Origin of the sequence: Pseudomonas sp. Tri1 (assembly GCF_017968885.1) — a bacterium.
Taxonomy (GTDB): Bacteria; Pseudomonadota; Gammaproteobacteria; order Pseudomonadales; family Pseudomonadaceae; genus Aquipseudomonas.
In genome coordinates, this window is sequence record NZ_CP072913.1 from 2,669,605 (window position 1) to 2,689,932 (window position 20,328).

Genomic DNA, 20,328 nt, shown 5'->3' on the forward strand with positions numbered 1-20,328 from the left:
CCCGTGCCCACTTTGAATTTGAACAGGAGCACTCCATGAAACTGTTGCGTTACGGCGAAAAAGGTTCGGAGAAGCCCGGCCTGTTGGATGCCGATCATCAGATCCGTGATCTGTCGGGCCACGTACCGGATATCGCCGGGCAGGTCCTGAGTCCGGACAGCCTGGCAGCGCTCGCCGCCCTCGACCCGCGCAGCCTGCCGGTCGTTGCCGGGCAACCCCGGATTGGTGCCTGTGTCGGACAGGTCGGCAAATTTATCTGCATCGGCCTGAACTACGCCGACCATGCGACCGAGTCGAATATGGAGGTGCCGAAAGAGCCGATCATCTTCAACAAGTGGACCAGCGCCATCTGCGGCCCGAACGACGACATCCAGATCCCGCGCGGCTCACTCAAGACCGACTGGGAAGTCGAGCTGGGTGTGGTCATCGGTAAAGGCGGGCGCTACATCGATGAAGCGAACGCCATGGAACATGTCGCTGGCTACTGCGTCATTAACGACGTGTCGGAGCGCGAGTGGCAACTGGAGCGCGGTGGCACCTGGGACAAGGGCAAAGGCTTCGACACCTTTGGCCCCCTTGGCCCATGGCTGGTGACCCGGGACGAAATCGCTGATCCCCATGACCTGGATCTCTGGCTGGAGGTCGACGGACACCGCTATCAGAACGGCAATACCCGGACGCTGATCTTCAGCGTGCCGCAACTGATTGCCTACCTGAGCCGCTGCATGAGCCTGCAACCGGGCGATGTGATTTCGACCGGCACGCCACCCGGTGTGGGCTTGGGCATCAAGCCTCAGCCGGTTTTCCTGCGTCCGGGCCAGACCCTGCGCTTGGGGATCGCAGGGTTGGGTGAACAACGTCAGGTCACGGTGCAAGCGGACTGATCCAACCTTCTTCGGCATTGGCGGGAAGGAACCCGGCAGCGAGGCAAGCTGTCTCGTTGTTGGGGAGCACCCTCAATTTCTGATGCGCTCTCTGGCATCATGGATGTCCATTATTTTGGGACTGTGTGCTCGCCGAGGCCGATGTGGATCAAAACCGTCGTAACGACCTTTCCCTGGATGGTGTGAATTTCTTCCTCGCCGATGTGCGCGACGGGCTGGGTCCTTACCTGGCGATCTATTTGTTGGCGGTGCATCGTTGGGACCCGGCCAGCATTGGCGTGGTAATGACTGTGGCGGCTATCGTCGGGCTCATTGCCCAGGCGCCCGCCGGCGCATTGATCGACCGGGTGCGCAGCAAGCGCGCCGTGGTGGCCGCTGCGGCATTGCTGGTGACGCTGGGTTGCCTGGTGCTGCCATTCACCTCTTCGTTCGGCCTGGTGGCATTGACCCAGGCGCTCAGCGCCGTGGCGGCCTCGGTGTTCGCCCCAGCCATTGCCGCGATTTCCCTGGGTATTACCGGCCCGCGGGCCTTCACCCGGCGCACTGGCCGCAACGAGACGTTCAACCATGCGGGCAACGCCTGTGCAGCGTTGCTGGCCGGTGGGTTCGCCTGGCTGTTCGGCCCGATCGCGGTGTTCTACCTGATGGCGGCGATGGCACTGGCCAGCGTCGTGGCGGTCAGTTGCGTGTCCGCCAAGGCCATCGACCATGACGTGGCGCGCGGCCTGGTGGCCGGCCAGTCGCTCCAGGGCCCGGTGCCCTCGGCACTGCGGGTGTTGCTGGATAACCGCACGCTCTTGTTGTTCGCCCTGTGCTGCGGGCTGTTTCACCTGGCGAATGCGGCGATGCTCACCCTGGTCAGTCAGAAGCTCGCCCTGGCCAATGCGCACCTGGCCACGCCGCTGACCTCGGCGTGTATCGTCGCGGCGCAACTGGTGATGGTGCCCATGGCCTGGCTGGTCGGCACCAAGGCCGATGACTGGGGTCGCAAGCCGCTACTGCTGGCCGGTTTCCTGATCCTGCCGATTCGCGGCGTGCTGTATGTACTCTCGGACGATCCTTACTGGCTGGTGGCGGTGCAACTGCTGGACGGCGTCGGCGCCGGGCTGTTTGGCGCGCTGTTCCCTTTGGTGGTCAAGGACCTAACCCAGGGCACCGGGCGTTTCAACGTCAGCCTCGGTGTGCTGTCGACGGTGTTCGGCCTGGGTGCCGCGCTGAGCAACAGCCTGGCTGGCTTCGTGGTGCAAGGGGCCGGCTACAGCGCTGCGTTCCTGACGCTGGCGGCGATTGCGGCATTGGCATTTGGGCTGCTGCTGGCCTTGCCGGAGACCTTCAGGCCAAGTCGTGCTTCCCAGTCCGGTTCCGTTCCCGCGTCTGACTGGGAAAGCGCCTGAGTGTCTCGCATCGGGTTTCAGTCGTTAGCCGCCGTGCGCGCTCGCATGACGGCATCCGTCAGTCCTTAGATACGGAAATGCCCCACCAGGTGCTGCTGATGGTTGGCCATGGCATGCAGCGAATGGCTGGTCTGGGATGCTTCCTGCATCTGGCCGGTCAATGTTTCGCTGATGCTTCGAATGTCACTGACGCGACGGCTGATGTCTTCCACGACTGAACTTTGCTCCAGGGAGGCGCTGGCGATCTGCTGGTTCATTTGTTCGATCAACTCCACGGCGTCGGTGATGTGTTGCAGCGCCCCTTGGGTTTTTTCGACTTGAACGACGCTGCCCCGGGCCAGTTCGCGGCTCAGTTGGGTGCTGTGCACCACGTCCTGGCTCAGCTGTTGCAACGCTTCGATCACCGTGCGTATCTGCTCGACCGAGTTCTGGGTGTTGCTGGCCAAGTGTCGAACTTCGTCAGCCACCACCGCGAAGCCACGACCCTGTTCACCCGCCCTGGCTGCTTCGATGGCGGCATTCAAGGCCAGCAGGTTGGTCTGCTGGGCGATGGCGCAGATGACGTCCAGGACCTGGTTGATTTGTTGGCTATTTTCCGCCAACACCTTCACCTGTCCGAGTGTCGTTTCCAGGCGCCGGTCGAGGGTATCGATGCTATTGACGGCGTTGGCGAACAATTCCCGGCCTGATCGGCTGGCATTTTCGGCGACAGTGGCAGCGTCTGCCGCTTGGTGAGAGTGGCGGGCGACTTGCTGGGCGCTGGTACTCATTTCATGCAGTGCGGTGGCGGCCAGTTCGACTTCCTGATACTGCTTGTGCATGCCCGCACTGACCTCCCGGGCCACCCGCGCAGAGGTGTCGGCGGTGTCCCGTGTATCCAGGGAAGCCTGCTGGATATCTCGGATGATGGGCTGCAATTTGTCGAGAAAGCGATTGAACCCACTGGCCAGTTGGCCCAGTTCATCGCGGCGATCATTGGGCAGTCGCTGGGTGAGGTCACCGTCGCCCTCGACAATGGCATCGAGCATATGAGCCACACTGAGCAGCGGTCGGGTCACCCCGTAGGCGGTCAGCCAGATCAGCAATAATCCCAGGCCGCTGGCCAACAATCCCAGGCTGAGGTTGAACCAATTCGCTTGGCGACTCTTGTCATCCAACCGGGCCTGCATTTGCAGGGCCGGTGCCTGAACCAGCGCTTCGGGTACGCGTATCTGCAACTGCCAAGGAGCATTTTGCGTGACGGTTTGCACCGCTTGCCGCACGTCGATGGAGCTGCCCGATACGCTGCCGCTGTGGCCGGCTATTTGGCCGGACGGGGAAAGAATGTTGATTTCGCTGTGGCCGGGATACAGGTCCGCGGCAAGGCTGGCGGCGAGTTTCTGCAGGGTATCGAGGCTGATGTCCATGCCTACGACGCCGATGGCTTTGCCTTTATCCATCAGCGGCACCGAAATGCTGCTCATCAGGGTTTTCTGGCCTTCGACCTCAACCGCGTAAGGCTCTGTCACGCAGGTGCGCTCCTGAGTCTGTGGGCAGACGTACCAGGCGTTTGCCGGTTCGCTACCCGCCGGCGCCTCATTGGCGAAGATCTGTGCTTCGCTGAGCACTTGCTGAACCAGGTCTCCAGGCTGGCTTTGCGACCAATACAGGGAAAAACGACCTTGTTCGTTACTGGCCAGGTCACGTTGTCCAGCAAACACCGAATCCTTACCGGCCAGCGCGTCGGGCAGCAGTACGACGTACAGGCCGAGGATCTTCTCGCGACTGAGCAGTGTTTGGCGGGTCACGCTGATCAGGTCCTGACGCAATTGCTCGGCGGTCAACCGCCCGTTCTGGGCCTGGGCGCGCAGTTGCAGGACCTGTTGGGCAAACCCTTCCCCATACAGGGCGGTTTCGCTGAAAAACCGTTCCACCCGCTGACCGTGAGCGAAGGCCTGGGCCTGTAGACCTTCCAGGGCCGATTGCCCAAGCAACTGGCTGCTCTGCAATTTCAACAGCTTGGCACCCTGTTGATTCTGGTACAGGGTCGCGCCAGTCAACGCGCCGACGACGGCCAGCAGGGACAGCCCACTCAAGAGAGTGATGCGCCATTGGATAGTGAGGCGAGTGAAAAGCATGTCGAGATTCCTGCGCCTGGGGCTCCAGGCCGCGCGGGCCAAGACCTGTGCAGGTGTTGGAAGGGCGCGACCCATTTGATTTTTATTGTTCTGCGACCGGCACCGGGGTTGAAGGGCGGGCAAGGCTATCTTGCGCGAGGAAGAGCCGGCCAGTTAGCCCGAATCGGCAACAACGGTCGTGTTGCCTGACATGGCGGTGGTCCACTTTGGGGCGTCGTCGGGGATGCTGCCGATTTGGGATAGCGAAGGGTTTTGGCCAAGGCATAGGATCGAATCCAGCGTGCAACCAAAACAATAAGCGTCTGGAACGCGGTGAAGCTGGCCGCGGCCCGATCCTACAGCGACTGCCTCATACAATAAGGTCAAGATAAATGAGTGTGTCTTTCCCGATCAGCAACTCTACGGAGTTGAAGCGAGGCGCCCTGGGCGTTGGCTTCATTATTTTCTTTGTGATTTCGGCGGCGAGTCCACTGAGTGTCATCGCCGGGGGCTTTCCCATTGGCATCATGCTGGGTAATGGCGCTGGCACGCCGGCCTTGCTGATCCTGGCGCTACTGGTGCTACTGGCGTTCTCGGTGGGGTACACCGCCATGTCCCGGCACCTGACCAACGCCGGCGGTTTCTACGCGTTCACCGCCCGTGGCCTGGGTGGCCTGGCCGGTGGTGCGGCGGGGGTGTTGGCGATGTTTGCCTACAACATTCTCCAGGTTGGCCTGTACGGCATGTTCGGCGGCGTCGTCAGCGGCACCATGGCCAGCGTCTTCGGCGTGGAGTTGCCATGGTGGTGTTATTCGCTCCTGGCGATGGCGAGCGTGGCGATTCTCGGTTATCGCAAGATCGACCTGTCTGCCCGGGTGCTGTCGGTGATGGTGATTGCCGAGTACCTGGCCATCCTGGTACTGGATTTCGCCATTCTCAGAACCGGTGGCGACAGTGGCATCAATCTCGATTCCTTCGACCGCAGCCATGTGTTCAGTGGGACGCCTTCTATCGGCTTGCTGTTCTGTTTCGCCGCTTTTATCGGCTTTGAGGCCACCACCATTTACGGTGAGGAAGCCAAGAATCCGCACCGTACCATTCCGATTGCAACCTACAGCTCGGTATTGTTGATCGGTGGTTTCTACGCCTTGTCGGTCTGGTCGATGGTGGTGGGTGTGGGGGCAGACAAGATCGTTCCGATGCTGCAAGCCCTGCAGGATCCCACCACGTTCATTTATGGCATGTCCGATCATTTTGTCGGCCCGCAACTGACCCAGATCATCCGGGTGCTGTTCATGGTCAGTATCTACGCCGGGCTGTTGGCGTTTCACAATGCCGCCGCACGTTACTTCTATGCCATCGGGCGTGACGGTCTGTTGCCCCGCCAACTGGGCACTACCCACCGCGTCCACCAGAGCCCGCACATGGGTTCGGCGCTGCAAAGTCTGATCGCTGCCGTGGTTGTACTGATTTTCGCCGCGTTGGATGCCGATCCGATCCTGCAACTGTTCGCCTGGTTCTCCAACCTGGCCACGCTGTGCGTGATTCTGCTCATGGCGCTGACCTCGGCTGCGGTGTTTGTCTACTTTCGCGCCCACCCGGAACTCAAGCTTGGCGTTCTGCGCGGCCAAGTCTTGCCCGGCTTCTCCTGCCTGGCGTTGGTGGCAGTCCTGATACTTGCTGTGATGCATTTCGATGTGCTGACCGGCGCCAGCAAACTCTTGTCGTATGCCCTTTGCGCCGTCATTCCCGCGGCACTGATCGGCGGCCTGTTACTCGCCGCCCGGCTGCGCAAGGTCTCGCCCGAGCGATTCATGGCCCTGGGCAGCCACAAGCTCTAGCCCCAGGGCATCACGCGGCACTGTTCAACTCTCACGAAAATACCGATCCACGCTGTTCGGGACGGCCCGTCAGCGCGCGAAAGGGAGGCTCTTATGCACGATTATCAAATGCTCATCAATGGGGTTCAGGTCAGGGGTGAAAACGGCCACTTTGATGTGCTCAACCCGGCGAACGGTAGCGCATTCGCTCAATGCCCCGCCGGCTCTCTGGCTCAGTTGGACCTTGCCGTCGCGGCGGCGCAGGCAGCCTTTGGCGAGTGGCGACACAGCACTCACGAGGATCGTCGCGGGCGCCTGCTGAACATCGCTGCGGATATCGAGCAGCATGCCCAGGCGTTGGCCCGGCTCATCGTCCTGGAACAGGGCAAGCCATTGGCGCTGGCTGTCTTCGAGGTCATGGGCGCGGCGGCGTGGACGCGTTATGCCGCCGAGCAACAGATTCCCGTGGAACTGGTGGAGGACACCCCCACCCAACGCATCGAGTTGCATCGCAAACCTTTGGGCGTCGTGGCCTCGATCACGCCCTGGAATTGGCCGTTCATGATCGCCGTCTGGCACATCATGCCCGCGCTGCGTGCCGGTAACTGCGTGATCAGCAAACCGTCGAGCCTGACCCCCTTGAGTACCTTGCGCCTGGTGGAAATCATCGCCCGTCATGTTCCCCGGGGCGTGATCAATGTCGTGACCGGCGAGCAAGGTTTTGGCCGTGCGATCACTGCACACACCGGCATTCAGAAGATTGTCTTCACTGGCTCGACCGCCACGGGCCAAAGCGTGATGCGTGGCGCCGCTGGCAATCTCAAGCGCTTGACGCTGGAGCTGGGTGGCAATGATGCCGCCATCGTGCTGCCAGGCACGCCGATCGAGGCGGTGGTCGAAGACATTTTCCAGGCGGCCTTCCTGAACATGGGGCAGACCTGCGCCGCCCTCAAGCGCTTGTACATTCACCAATCCCAATATGAAGCCTTTGCCCAGGCACTGACGCGCATTGCTGCGCGTCAGGTCGTGGGCGACGGTTTGGAGCCCGAAGTCACTTTCGGTCCGGTGCAGAACCTTGAACAGCTGGAGCTGGTGGAGGCGCTGGTGGCTGACGCCCGGGCCCAAGGGGCTCGCGTTCTATGCGGTGGTGCGCGCCTGGACCGACCGGGCTTTTTCTATCCGCCGACCCTGGTCGCCGATGTGACGGACGGGCAGCGCCTGGTGGATGAGGAACAGTTCGGGCCGGTGCTGCCGCTGATTGCTTACCAGAATGTCGAGGATGTCCTGCGCCGCGCCAATGCCGGCGAGATGGGCTTGGGCGGGTCGGTCTGGGGCGCTGATGTCGAGCAGGCACAGGCCTTGGCCAGTCGTCTTGAAAGCGGCGTGGCCTGGGTCAACTGCCACGCACAAATCCAGCCGAATACGCCATTTGGCGGCAGCAAGATGTCCGGGTTCGGTGTCGAGTTCGGCCTTGAAGGGTTGCTGGAATTTACTGGCCAGCAACTGCTGTTTGTACGCAAGCGTGAAACTGAGTGAGGACTTGAACCATGTATGAGCAATACAAGACAGCGCAGAAGAAGTTCTGGCACCCGATGAGTTCTTCGGCGCCAGCGCAGCGCGCCAAGACGTTGGTCATCGCCCGGGGTGACGGTAATTACATCACCGATATCGAAGGTCATCGGATGCTCGATGGCGTCGGCGGTTTGTGGAACGTGAACGTGGGCCATAACCGTGCTTCGGTGAAGGCCGCCATCGCCGCGCAGCTGGATGAACTGGCCTATTACCAGACGTTCGACGGCATCGCCCATCCCCGGGTGTTCGACCTGGCTGAGCGTCTGACCTCAATGTTTGCCCAAGAAAACATGACGCGGGTGCTGTTCAGTTCCGGCGGTTCCGATGCGGTGGAGACCGCGCTGAAAATGGCGCGCCAGTACTGGGTTGCCAATGGTGAGCCGGGGCGCATCCGCTTTTTGTCGTTGCGCAACGGTTATCACGGCGTGCACATGGGCGGTACCTCCGTGGGGGGCAACGGTGTCTACCACTACAACCACGGGCCACTGTTGGCGGGCTGTCATTTGCTCGATACGCCCTGGTTGTACCGCAATCCCTGGGATTGCCGGGATCCGGAAGAGCTGACCGCGCACTGCATTCGCCAGTTGGAAGAGCAGATCGCGCTACTGGGTGCCCAGACCATCGCTGCCCTGATCGCCGAGCCGGTGCAGGGCGCCGGTGGGGTGATCGTGCCGCCGAAGTATTACTGGAAGAGGTTGCGCGAAGTGTGCGATCGCCACGGCATTCTGTTGATTGCCGATGAAGTCGTGACCGGCTTCGGTCGTACGGGTTGCATGCTGGGCAGCCGTGGCTGGGGTGTCGCGCCAGACGTGCTGTGCCTGGCCAAGGGCATTACTGCCGGGTATATCCCGATGGGCGCCACCGTCTTCAACCAGCGCATCGTCGATGCGATCGAAAATGGCCCGGGCTTCAGCAGTGTGATCATGCACGGCTACACCTACAGCGGGCATCCGACCGCTTGTGCGGCGGCCCTGGCGGTGCTGGACATTGTCGAGGCCGAGGATCTGCCGGGTAACGCGGGGACAGTCGGAGCCCAGTTGCTGGAGCAACTGCAGCCGCTGACCGAGCGCTATGCGGTGGTGGGCGAGGTACGCGGCAAGGGCTTGATGATCGCCGTGGACCTGGTGGCGGACAAGGTCACGCGCGAGCCGCTTGACCCGGCCAACGGCCTGGCCTCGCGCATCGCCGAGCAAGCGCGCCGGGCCGGTGTATTGGTGCGCCCGATCGGCAACAAAATCGTGATGTCGCCACCACTGACCCTCACCAGCGACGAGGCCGCCCTGATGGTCGGCGCGTTGGACAGCGCACTCGCCGATTGCCGCTAGCCTGTTTAGCCGGCGCAGTGTCCTGCGCCGGCTCCTGAATATAAAGACAGCCTTCAAAAGTGCACCACAAGGAGCTCCAGCCATGCGGTCTCTATCGCGTATGGATTTTTTCGGCAGTGGCCTTGCCTGTACGCTGGCGCTTTGTGCCACGAGTCAGGTTCAGGCCTATGAGTTGTATGCCGACGAAGATACTCACTTCAACACCGACATGCTGGCGGTGTTCGGCCATTTCAACAGCCGCAAGAACTACGACGGCACGCCCGGCGGTTCAACCTGGCGCGAAGGTTTCATCAAGTATGGTGTCAGCGGCGACCAGGGCCTGGTCGGCCATGGCACTGCCTATGGTGCGTTCAACCTGATCAGTTCCGCCACTTGGGGCGATGGCGATCCGGCCGGTAATTCCCTTGGGTCCGAGCGTACCACCAAGATCGAAGACGCTTACCTGGGTTGGCGCTCCGCCGATCTGTTCCCTGTGCTGGGGCAGGACGGTGTCGACATCTCCGGTGGCCGCCAGGTGGTCAAGCTGGGCCGGGGATTCTTGATCAACGATGACGGGCCGAACCTGGGCAAAGGGCCGGCCGATGGCCGCTTGAATCGTGGAGGCGCCTATTACCTGGCGGCTCGACACGCGTTCGATCAAACCGCCGTACTGCGTCTGGGTGGGCAGGACGGCCTGCATGGCAGCGTGGCGTGGCTCAAGTCCGACAACCGCGCCCAGGCCGAAACCGAACTCGCCGCCGGGACGCTGGATTACACCGCCAAGGCCGGTACGTTGGGCCTGACGTGGGTGCATGGCCTCGACGTGAATGAGCGGTGGGCCAGCGATTTCCAGAAGCAGCGCGAGGGCATGGACGTCTACAGCATTCGCGGTGAAGGCGATGCGGGTATCGAGAATGCCAGCCTGGCATTCGAATACGCCTGGCAGGACAAGGACGCCGGCCCACAGAACGCCTGGTACACCGAGGCCGGCTACACCTTTGCCGATATCGCCTGGGCGCCCAAGCTGACGTACCGCTACACCCGCTATTCCCAGAAGTGGGACTCGCTGTTCACCGGGCAGAGCACGGGTTATGGCACCTGGTTCCAGGGTGAAGTCGCGGGCAACTACGCCGGGCCATTCAACAGCAATACGGGGATCCACCATGTGGGCTTGAAGGCCACGCCATTGGAAAACCTGACCCTTGGTGCGTTGTACTTCGATTACAATACCGTGCGTAAAGACAACGCCCTGAACCTGGATGCCCGTGAGCTGGATGTGTATGCCGAGTGGGCTGTCAACGAGCATTTGATCATCACCCCGCTGATAGGCCTCTACAAGCCGGATCGGGATGCAACGACGGGGGGGAATCAAGTGACGGGCAATGGCACCAACGTGTACAGCCAGGTGACGATGGCCGTTCCGTTCTGAAGCGGGGGGCTGGTTCTCTGGCCAGCCTCGACCATCCGTCTGCAACCTGCTCAAACCTGTCAGCTCTGACAGTAGGCAGCGAGTACGTTTCGCCTCATAAATCGCTCCATCGTCCCTTACGCGATTGGAGTACCCGCATGCCGACCCAACCGGAAAAAACGCCCGTGTCGCTGGCCATGCGCTCGGCTGTATGTGGATTGATGCTGGCCTCTGTTGGGTTGGTATTGGGTGCTGGGGCGGCGGTCGCTAGCATGCAGCCACTGCCTCCCACCCCGATTACACCGGGTCAAATCATCGGGGAGAGTCAGCTCGAGAAGGCTCGGTGCGTACAGGCGTCGGATCCGGCAAAGTACCAGCGCTCGCGCGCGGTGGGCAGGATCTATACAGGGCGCAGCTATGGGACTGCGTGGCGGGTAGGCCCCGGAAACCTTGTGCTCACCAACCTGCATGTTGTCGGTGAGAACCCGGATCTGACTCGGATGGTCGTGGCGTTCGATTACGAGGAGTCCAGCTGTGACTCGGATGCCATGCGGCCTGCTATTCGGGTACCGGTCGAGCGAGTCGTGGCCTCCCATGCATGGGAGGATTTTGCGCTACTTGCTTTGGATCAGGATGTGGTCGACAGCGGCGCTCTGGATTCCTTCGGCTATCTGGGCTTGGATACGCGTATCTCGAAGGTTGGCGACCCGGTTTACGTTGTGGGGCATCCCAAGGCTGGGCCGAAGCGGATCTCGCGCCTTCACGATGACGGGCGTCCCTGCTGGGTGACTGAAGTGCAAAACAACGACCTCAGCGATTTCGCAAAATACAATTGCGATACTGAGTCGGGTTCTTCCGGATCGCCAGTGATCGACGCGGGGACCAATACGGTAATTGCCCTGAATTTTGGCTTCAGTTCAGGATATAACGCTGGCGCGCAGATGAGTAGCATTTGGCCCCGTATCGCGCGGTATTTCGATGGCAGGTTGCCCGAGGGCAGTACCCCAGTGGAACAGCCGACGGTGCCGGTGGCCAAGCCTGGTGCAGTTGCAGTACAGGTGCCGGTACGAGTGACGCAGGTGGACGGGCAGGCTCCGGTGGAAGGGGCGGCCGGTGAACAGCTGTATTACCAGCCCCCCACACATACCACGGTCACCGACGTGTCCTGCCAGAGTGGAACCACCAAGTGGATTGCCGAGGCCGGTAATGCCGCGTCATGCACCCTGCCAAGCGCAGCAGACTGGACCACGGCACAGTCGGTGACGCTCCGCGTGGATGACACCGCCCCCGACGGCCAAATCACCGACGGCCGGGTACGGTTACTGTCCGATACAGGGCAAGCCCGCGGAGGAAACAACATCTCCTTGAACGTGATGTCGCGGGGCCCAGGCGAGGTTCAGTCGCTACAGGTGCAGGCGGGGAACCTTCAGGTAGCTCCGGTGGGCAGCCGGTTCCCGAATCCATTGACCGCGCGGGCGAAAGACCCGCTGGACGCGGCTGTTGTGGGCGCGGATGTCACCTTCGCGGTTGCTGATGATGGTGGGACAGGGACGCGGTTCGACGGGGACGATCAGACTCCGATCGTGCAGACGAACGCCGAGGGTGATGCAACGTCGCCGACGCTGGTGGCCGGTTCCAGAACGGGTGTATTGCAGGTCACTGCCATGTCTAGCGATAGGACGGCCACGTTCTTTTTGAAGGTGGGTGTCGCAAGAGAGCGACAGTGATGGCCAACAGTGGTGACACAGTGTCTGAACCAGACGACTGGCAACAAACATAGTTTGGTGGAGGTCACCGTGACCTCCACCGGCAAGGCGACGACGTTCATCTTGATTATGGGCAAGATGTGAGCGCATTTTGGGGGCTGCGCAACCCAGCGGGGATAAATCCCCTTGCCACGGTGTTAGCGTTTCTCTTGAGTGAGCAGCCTCGGGTTTCTAGCCGGCAGCGGGCGGATTGTGCATTCGTTCAGCGATTCGCCGGGTGGTGTCCATCACCATCTCAATCACGGTTTCCTGGCGCAGCAGCTTGAAGTTGTGGGTGCTGCCGACCGCCGAAAGGCTGCCCACCACCTCGTCGAGCTCTGGGTTGACGATCGGCGCCGCAATACCGGTGAGCCCCAGGTTGAGTTCGTCGTGGGTCAGGCAATAACCATCCTTGCGGATCTTTTTCGCTGCCTTGGAAAAGCTTGCCCAGTCGTAGGCATTGTCCGGGTCGTTGGCCATGTGCTCTTCGAACAGGCGTTGCAGGCGCCGTCCCTTTTGAAAGGCGATCAGTACCTTGGATTGTGCACCGCGAAAAAACGGCAGCGGCTGGCCGCGCCCGAATGCGAACTGGTAGGTGTCGTTGGGTTCGGCGATGTAGGTGTTGATGATGTGCCCGTCATAGAAAACGCTAGCGAACACTGCCAGGCCAGTGGCTTCGGACAGTTCGTGCATCAACTCGCGGCCCGCCACGAGGATCGGATCGTACTGGCGCATCATCCAGTCGAGTTCGATGATGCGCGGCCCCAGGCCATAGCTGCCGGCATCCACCCGCACCAGCAGGCCGGCATCACACAAGTCCTTGACATAGCGGTACACGGTCGCCCGTGACAGGCCCATGCGCTCGGCGATGGTATCGGGGTCGATCTTCAGCGTTGCCGGGCCGAAGAGGTCCAGCACACTCAGCATTTTGCTCAGACTGCTCATTTCGCTCCTAAAGGGGGGAATGGCGCGTAGGTGGTCGTTGGGTGAGCACTATAGGTAGCCGCGGCGGTGAAGAAAAGCCCGCGGGCTCGCTCAGGAGCGCGTTGTCACGGTAACCCAATGCCTGAGAAATACAAGCTGAATTGGAGCGAATTGATCGCTTAAAAAATGCATTAATCTCAAAATATGATTTTAATGCAAGAAAACAGCTTGTTTTGTCCGTTCTTCTGTGTGATAAATCTCAGCCACTGCAAACGCTCGATCAAGAGGGCTGGAAATGAATGGTGCGCAACTGATAGTGAAGGCGGCGGTGGCAAGCGGTATCGAATACTGCTTCGCCAATCCCGGAACGACTGAAATTCCCCTGGTGGCAGCCATGGCCAGTGCGCCAGCCCTCAAGCCGGTGTTGTCCTTGTTCGAGGGGGTATGCACCGGGGCCGCCGACGGCTACGGTCGGATTGCCGGCAAGCCGGCCATGACCCTGACCCACCTGGGGCCAGGCTTTGCCAACGGCATTGCCAACCTGCACAACGCGCGGCGCGCCAACACCCCGATCGTCAACGTCATCGGCGATCACGCGTCATGGCACGTCAATTACGATCCGCCGCTGGCCAGTGATATCCAGGCGCTGGCCGGGAGCGTTTCTGGCTGGGTGCGCACGTCGCGCACCGCGTCAGGCGTAGGGGAGGATTTCCAGGAAGCCGTGCGCGCGGCCTGGCAAGCCAAGGGGCAGATTTCCAGCCTGATCCTGCCAATGGACCTGCAAGCCCATGAAGTACAGCGTGAGCGCGCCTTCACCACGTTGCAGGCTCCGGTTCGGCGTTTTGCCGGTGACCGGATCGAGGCGGTCGCCCAGGCACTGCGTGATGGCCGGCGCCTGGTTTTTATCGTTGGCGACCAAGGTTTGTCCGTGGCCGGGCTCGAAGCGGCGGGGCGCCTGGCCCAGTTGCCGGGGGTGCGCCTGTTCGCCGAAACCTTTCCGCGCCTGAGCTATCGCGGCGGTGGCCTGCCTGACCTGGATCGCCTGCCTTACTTCCCCGAAGTGGCCATTGAGATCCTTGATCAATACGACGCGGTGGTTTGTGCCGGCGTGCCGGAACCGATCAGTTATTTCGGCTATGAAGGCATCGCTTCTCGCCTGGCGGAACGTGAACGCCTGCTCTGCCTGGCGGAAGTCGGGGACGACGTTGCCGGAGCGCTCACTGCGCTTGCCGATGCGCTTGAGGCGCCGGCTTATGTGTCAACGCCAATCGGTATCGAGCTGCCATCAGGCGATGCCACGTTGACGCCCCAGTCCGTGGGGCAAGTGCTGGCCGCATCGCTGCCGGACGACTGCATCGTTTCGGTGGAAGGCGGGACATGCGGCTATCCATTCTTCACCGCCTCGGCCCACGCCGCGCGGCATCGGGTCTTGACCAATACCGGCGGGGCCATCGGCCAGGGGATTCCGGTGGGCTTTGGCGCTGCCCTGGCCGAGCGTGGCAACGCGGTGTTCTGCCTGCAATCGGACGGCAGTGCCCAGTACACCATCCAGACCCTGTGGAGCATCGCTCGCGAGCAACTGCCGGTGGTGATCCTGATTGCGGCCAACCATCGCTACGCGATTTTGCAGAACGAGCTGCGCCGCTTTGGCATGACCGAGCTGGGCCCCGAGGCCTTGAGCCTGACCGTACTGGACCGTCCACGCATTGATTGGAAAGCCTTGGCCAAGGGCTATGGCTTGCCGGCCAGCACCGTGCACACCAATGGTGAGCTGCACCGCGCCCTGGCCAACGCCAGGGCCGACGGCGGTCCTTGCCTGATTGAAATGGCGCTGTGAAGGAGCGGATATGAACCAGATTCAATTGTTACCTGCCGTCGAGAAGTTCCTGTCGCAACCGGGCCGCCTGTTTATCGGCGGCACCTGGCAGGACGCCGCCAATGGTCGCCGGTTTGCCGTGGAAAACCCAGCCACTGAACAGACCCTGGCTGAAGTCGCCGAAGGCGGCGAACGCGACGTGGATGCCGCCGTCGCTGCCGCCCGCGCGGCCTTCACGGGGCCCTGGGCGCAGCAGTCACCGGCCCAGCGTGGGTTGTTGCTGTTTCGCCTGGCGGAACTGCTCGACCAGCATCGCGAAGAGCTGGCGCAACTGATCACCCTGGAAAACGGCAAGCCGATCGCCAACGCCCGCGGGGAAGCGGCCAGTGCGGCCAATATCATTCGCTACTTTGCCGGCTGGCCGACCAAGATCGAAGGCAGCACGCTGCCGGTGTCGCCCTCCAGTGGCGCACCGATGCTCAACTACACCTTGCGTGAGCCGGTGGGTGTCTGCGCGTTGATCGTGCCGTGGAACTTCCCGCTGACCATGTGCGTGTGGAAGCTCGGCCCGGTGTTGGCGACCGGCTGTGTCGCGGTGCTCAAGCCCGCTGAACAGACCCCCCTGGTTGCCATTCGCCTGGTGCAATTGATCGAGGCCGCCGGTTTCCCGGCCGGGGTGGTCAACCTGCTCACCGGCCTTGGCATGCATACCGGCGCACCGCTGGCCCAGCACCCGGACGTGGACAAGATCGCCTTCACCGGCTCGACCCAGGTGGGAAGGCTGATCGCCCAGGCCGCCACCGGCAACATGAAGAAGGTTTCGCTGGAGCTGGGTGGCAAGTCCCCCAACATCATCCTGCCGGACGCCGATATCGTCCGGGCCGCCAAAGGCGCCGCCGACGGCATTTTCTACAACCAGGGGCAAGTCTGCACCGCTGGATCGCGTCTGTACGTGCACGCCAGCGTCCTCGACCAGGTGCTGGAAGAACTCCAGCGCCACGCGGCCGCCCATGTATTGGGGCCTGGCCTGGATCCGGCCAACAGCATGGGGCCGCTGGTCTCGGCGCGGCAATTGGGCACGGTCCGTGGCTACCTGCAACGGGGCCAGGAAGAAGGCGCGCAACTGATCTGCGGCGGTGACCGTCCGGCCCACCTGGAGCGTGGCCACTTCATCCGGCCTAGCGTGTTTCTCGACCGCGCCGAGCGTGCCTGTGTCGCCCGGGAAGAAATCTTCGGGCCGGTGCTGACCGTGATGAGTTGGACCGAGATCGATGAGTTGGTGCTGCGTGCCAACGACTCACCCTATGGCTTGGCCGCCGGCCTCTGGACCCGTGACTTGCGTTCCGCCCATCGCGTGGCTGCGCAGTTGAAGGCCGGTTCGGTGTGGATCAACTGCTGGAACGTCGTCGACCCAGCCTCGCCATTTGGCGGCTACAAGCAATCCGGCTGGGGCCGGGAAATGGGCAAGAACGTGATCGATGCCTACACCGAAACCAAAAGTGTCTTCGTCGATCTCGCCTGAGCCGAACAATCACAAGAGGAACTGCTATGGATCTGGAATTGCAAGGCCGCGTGGCGATCGTCACCGGCGGTGGTATGGGTATCGGCAAGGAAGTCGCGCGTTTCCTGTCCCAGGAAGGTTGCAAGGTGGTGATCTGTGCGCGGCGCATGGAGTTTCTCCAGCAGGCCGCCGAGGAAATCACCGCGCAGACCGGCAACGAAGTGCTGCCGTTGTTCTGTGACACCAACCAGATGTCGGCGGTGTCCGACATGGTCGAGGCGGCCCACAAGCACTTTGGCCGCATCGACATCCTGGTCAACGGCGCCGCGGCTCCGTCCGGTGTGGTGCGCAACGACATCGAACACGCCGGTGACGACGAATTGCTCTCGGACCTGAACACCAAGGTGATCGGCTATTTCCGTTGCGCCAAGGCGGTGACCCCGCACATGAAGGCCGGCGGTTTCGGTCGCATCATCAACATCGGTGGCCTGACCGGGCGTGGCAGCAAGGTGCTCTCGGGCATGCGCAACCTGGCCATCGCCCACATGACCAAGACCCTCTCCGATCAATTGGGCCCATCGGGCATCACCGTCAATCTGATTCACCCCGGTGTAGTGGACACCCCGCACATCCAGGAGCTGTACGAGCGCGAAGGCGTCAAGCAGGGCAAGACACCTGAGCAGGTAGAGCAGGGCTACATCGACGCGACGCCGATCCGGCGCACGTTGGCGCCCATCGAAATGGGCTGGCTGATCGGTTTCCTGGCTTCCCCCAAGGCGGGCGCCGTGACCGGGGAGTCCATTGGCATCGATGGCGGCTTGACCCGTGGCATCTTCATTTGAGGAGCAGCAGTGATGAGTAACGGAACCCTTTTGGTCGCCACTGTGGGACAGGCGGTGATCCGTAGCGCCGACGATGGCCATACCTGGCATCGCCTGGGGCTGGGACAAGATCTTGAGTTTGATGCAATCACCCGATCCCTGAGCGTTCATCCCGGCGCGCCTGAAGTGATCTATGCCGGTACCGACGTCGGCCTGTGCGTCAGTCATGACACCGGCGGCCATTGGCAGCGGGTGGATTCGCCGTTCAACGGCCAGACCGTATGGAAGGTTGCCGTCGATCCACAGGATGCGCGGCGTATTTTCGTCGGCACCGGCGCGCCTTCACGTGCCGTGCTGTGGCGTACCCTCGACGCCGGCCTGAGCTGGGAGCGCGCGCCGGTGGATATCCCCGAATTCTGTGAAGGGGTCAGTCGTCCGCGCTTGCTGGCCTTCGCCTACGACCCGACGGATCGCAACCAGCTCTGGTTCGGCCTGGAAGAGGGCGGGTTGTTTCACAGCCGTGATGGTGGTGATTCCTGGACCCGCGTCGACGATCGGCTGCTGTGGGACTTCAACTCGGATGTCCACAACATCCTGGTCCTGCCCAACCATGGCCAGAAGGTCATCGTGGTGGTGTGCGTCAACGCCGTTTACCGCAGCCTGGACGAAGGGCAAACCTGGACGGGCATCATCGCCCGGGAAACGTTCGGCCTGTACTACGTGCGCGCCATGAACGCACCGCTGGGCAGTGAAAGCACCCTCTACCTGAGTATTTCCGACGGTACTCCTGGCACGACCAGCAAGGTGCTCATCTCTCGGGATGCCGCCCTCAGTTGGGAAGTGTTGCCACTGCCGCAACAACCCAATTCCTGTATCTGGGCGATTGCCTTCAACCCTGCCGACCCTCGCCAGATCGTCGCCGGGACCAAGTACGGACATCTGTTCACCTCCGAAAACGGCGGTGACGGCTGGCAGAAGCAGTGGCGTGAGTTCAGTGAAATCGCCGATGTGCTCTGGACGCCCGCCGTGGCACAGATCAAGTCCGGGCATCAATCCATCGTCAAGAAAAACTGAGGTATCGCACGATGAAAGTCGAGGTCGTTCGAACTCACCTGTCGCTGTTCGTGAGCGATCCTGAAGCGTCGGCACGTTGGTACGCCGATGTTCTGGGCATGCACGAAAGCGCCAGGGGTGATAGCTGGGTCATGATGGCGTTTGGTGCCAAGCATCACGACATTGCCTTGATCCGCGCAGAACCGGGGGCCCATCAGGGCGGCTTGGGCCTGCAGCACTACGGGCTGGAAATCGCGGGTGACATGACCACGCTGCGCCAGCTCTACGGCATGTTGCTCGCCAAGGGAATCGAGGTGGTGAAGATCACCGATCACGAAATCGGCAACGGCGTGTACTTCAACGACCCCGACGGCAATCGCATGGAATTCTTTCTCGAGACCGAACACGACGATGAGCGAGGCAAGGCCCGTTTCAAGGCCGCCGGAGCACCCAGCCGCAATTTTGATCTCGACCCACTTTAAAGAGACCTGTCTTATGAAAACCGCAAATTTCGCCAGTTACCACATCCGCAAATGGTATAGCTTCGTCGAGGAAACCCTGGCCAACGAAAGTGGCCAGTTGGCCGATGGCGAACCATTGTTCAAATACGCCATTGCCGCAGTGATCGCCAATCCCTATGCCGGGCGCTACAGCGAAAGTCTGGCCGAACTGATCGAGCCATCCCCTTTGTTGGGCCAGGAATTTGGCCGTCGCATACAGGAACTGGCGGGGCAGCGTGAGGTTGTCAGTTATGGCAAGGCTTGCCTGGTGGGCAGCCAGGGCGAGTACGAGCATGGCAACGCATTGCTGACCAATCCGGCGGCGGATCCGATCCGCGTCGCATTGGGCGGTGGCAAGTCCTGGGTCCCTTCCACGGGCAAGCGTGGCGGGCCTGGCGCGACCATCGATGTGCCGCTGGCTCACAAGGACGCGCTGTATGTCCGCTCGCACTACGACAGCATTTCGCTGTCGTTCGGTGATGGACCCTCGGCGGACGAGTTGATCATCATCTGGGCCTTCGCCACGCGCGGGCGTTTGCATGCACGCCTGGGCGGTCTCCAGGCCGCAGACATCAAGGGCAATGATGGCCTGCATTGAGGTGGGTTGATCGTGGAGAGCAAACGAATGTCTGCAAACAGCCACTTCTTCACCAATCGCTCGCAGATGCGCCTGCACTATCTGTCGTGGGGCAACCCGTCGGGCATCGCGGTGGTGTTGCTGCACGGGCTGCGCTCCTACGCCCAGACCTGGGATGGCCTGGCCAATGCGCTGGGCGAGCGCTACTGCTGCTATGCCCTTGACCAGCGCGGTCGTGGCTACAGCGACTGGGCGGATCCCTCCAGTTACCGGACCGAGGCCTATGTCAGCGACCTTGAAGACCTGGTGGCGCATTTGGGACTGCAGCGTTTTGTCCTGGTGGGGCATTCCCTCGGCGGCACCAATGCCTTGGAGTATGCGCGACTCAATCCGGGGCGACTGCAAGCCTTGGTGATCGAGGACATCGGTCCCGGCTCTTCGGTCAGTGGTGATGGCGCCGAACGCATTCGGCGCGAGATGAGCCAGACGCCGCTGGTGTTTCCTGACTGGGAGAGTGCCGCTCAATTCTGGCGCCAGGCCCGACCAGGCCTGTCGCTGGAGGGGTTGGCTTCCAGATTGATGCACTCTATGAAAGAAACGCTGTCCGGAATCGAATGGCGTCACGATCAGCAAGGCATTGCCCAGGCGCGCCTGAGTATTACCCCGACTGACCTTTGGCCTGCGGTACGGGCACTGGATTGTCCGACGCTGTTCATCCGTGGCGCGCGTTCCGATTTCCTGCCCTTGGCGACCCTTGAGGCGATCAAGCAAGCCAATCCATGGGTACGGGCAGAGGAAATCGCCGACGCCAGTCATTACGTCCATGATGACCAGAGCGAAATGTTCAACCTTGTCGTCATGGATTATTTGCACGACCAACGCCTACAACCACAACAACAAAGCGGTGAATAGC

Annotated in this window: 16 protein-coding genes; 14 read left to right on the top strand and 2 right to left on the bottom strand. The window is 61.7% G+C overall.

Features of this window, described 5'->3' with window-relative positions; all coding sequences use genetic code 11:
* Positions 1 to 35: 35 nt before the first annotated feature.
* Both J9870_RS11865 and J9870_RS11870 read left to right on the top strand, forming a co-directional pair.
* Positions 36 to 884: an ureidoglycolate lyase gene (locus tag J9870_RS11865; protein WP_210644213.1), complete on the top strand. Its 849-nt coding sequence runs from the start codon at positions 36 to 38 to the stop codon at positions 882 to 884.
* 125 nt (positions 885 to 1,009) lie between these two features.
* On the top strand, positions 1,010 to 2,278 hold the full coding sequence (locus tag J9870_RS11870; RefSeq protein ID WP_210644215.1) for an MFS transporter: 1,269 nt from the start codon (positions 1,010 to 1,012) through the stop codon (positions 2,276 to 2,278).
* Positions 2,279 to 2,343: 65 nt separating this feature from the next.
* Here J9870_RS11870 and J9870_RS11875 read toward each other — a convergent pair whose 3' ends face one another.
* Positions 2,344 to 4,395 (bottom strand): methyl-accepting chemotaxis protein, encoded by a 2,052-nt coding sequence (locus J9870_RS11875; RefSeq protein WP_210644217.1) that lies wholly within the window; start codon positions 4,393 to 4,395, stop codon positions 2,344 to 2,346.
* A gap of 371 nt (positions 4,396 to 4,766) precedes the next feature.
* On the opposite strand from J9870_RS11875, the gene J9870_RS11880 reads away from it, so the two are divergent.
* The 5 genes from J9870_RS11880 (at position 4,767) to J9870_RS11900 (ending at position 12,205) form a co-directional block, all read left to right on the top strand.
* Complete coding sequence (locus tag J9870_RS11880; RefSeq protein ID WP_210644219.1) at positions 4,767 to 6,215, top strand: APC family permease; 1,449 nt, start codon at positions 4,767 to 4,769, stop codon at positions 6,213 to 6,215.
* A 93-nt stretch (positions 6,216 to 6,308) separates the two neighbouring features.
* Positions 6,309 to 7,730 carry an aldehyde dehydrogenase family protein gene (locus tag J9870_RS11885; RefSeq protein WP_210644221.1) on the top strand — a complete coding sequence of 474 codons (1,422 nt, stop codon included), beginning with the start codon at positions 6,309 to 6,311 and terminating at the stop codon, positions 7,728 to 7,730.
* Between the two features lie 11 nt (positions 7,731 to 7,741).
* Positions 7,742 to 9,091 (top strand): aminotransferase class III-fold pyridoxal phosphate-dependent enzyme, encoded by a 1,350-nt coding sequence (locus J9870_RS11890; protein ID WP_210644222.1) that lies wholly within the window; start codon positions 7,742 to 7,744, stop codon positions 9,089 to 9,091.
* Between the two features lie 82 nt (positions 9,092 to 9,173).
* On the top strand, positions 9,174 to 10,499 hold the full coding sequence (locus J9870_RS11895) for a hypothetical protein (protein WP_210644224.1): 1,326 nt from the start codon (positions 9,174 to 9,176) through the stop codon (positions 10,497 to 10,499).
* Between the two features lie 431 nt (positions 10,500 to 10,930).
* Positions 10,931 to 12,205, top strand: coding sequence for a serine protease (locus J9870_RS11900; protein WP_210644226.1), 1,275 nt, complete (start codon positions 10,931 to 10,933; stop codon positions 12,203 to 12,205).
* Positions 12,206 to 12,415: 210 nt separating this feature from the next.
* Here J9870_RS11900 and J9870_RS11905 read toward each other — a convergent pair whose 3' ends face one another.
* Positions 12,416 to 13,168 (bottom strand): IclR family transcriptional regulator, encoded by a 753-nt coding sequence (locus J9870_RS11905; RefSeq protein WP_210644228.1) that lies wholly within the window; start codon positions 13,166 to 13,168, stop codon positions 12,416 to 12,418.
* Between the two features lie 274 nt (positions 13,169 to 13,442).
* Between J9870_RS11905 and J9870_RS11910 the strand changes: the two genes are divergently transcribed.
* The 7 genes from J9870_RS11910 to J9870_RS11940 are packed head-to-tail and all read left to right on the top strand — an operon-like array spanning position 13,443 to position 20,327.
* Entirely contained in the window at positions 13,443 to 14,984 is a 1,542-nt protein-coding gene (locus J9870_RS11910) for an acetolactate synthase large subunit (protein WP_210644231.1), read from the top strand.
* A gap of 10 nt (positions 14,985 to 14,994) precedes the next feature.
* Positions 14,995 to 16,485, top strand: coding sequence for an aldehyde dehydrogenase family protein (locus tag J9870_RS11915; RefSeq protein ID WP_210644233.1), 1,491 nt, complete (start codon positions 14,995 to 14,997; stop codon positions 16,483 to 16,485).
* A 26-nt stretch (positions 16,486 to 16,511) separates the two neighbouring features.
* A complete protein-coding gene (locus tag J9870_RS11920; RefSeq protein WP_210644235.1) occupies positions 16,512 to 17,306 on the top strand; it encodes an SDR family oxidoreductase in 795 nt (264 codons plus the stop codon).
* A gap of 12 nt (positions 17,307 to 17,318) precedes the next feature.
* Positions 17,319 to 18,359, top strand: coding sequence for a YCF48-related protein (locus J9870_RS11925; protein ID WP_135845952.1), 1,041 nt, complete (start codon positions 17,319 to 17,321; stop codon positions 18,357 to 18,359).
* Between the two features lie 11 nt (positions 18,360 to 18,370).
* Positions 18,371 to 18,820 (top strand): VOC family protein, encoded by a 450-nt coding sequence (locus J9870_RS11930; RefSeq protein ID WP_135845951.1) that lies wholly within the window; start codon positions 18,371 to 18,373, stop codon positions 18,818 to 18,820.
* A gap of 13 nt (positions 18,821 to 18,833) precedes the next feature.
* Positions 18,834 to 19,436 carry an amino acid synthesis family protein gene (locus J9870_RS11935; RefSeq protein WP_135845950.1) on the top strand — a complete coding sequence of 201 codons (603 nt, stop codon included), beginning with the start codon at positions 18,834 to 18,836 and terminating at the stop codon, positions 19,434 to 19,436.
* Positions 19,437 to 19,463: 27 nt separating this feature from the next.
* A complete protein-coding gene (locus J9870_RS11940) occupies positions 19,464 to 20,327 on the top strand; it encodes an alpha/beta hydrolase (protein ID WP_135845949.1) in 864 nt (287 codons plus the stop codon).
* Position 20,328 lies beyond the last annotated feature (1 nt).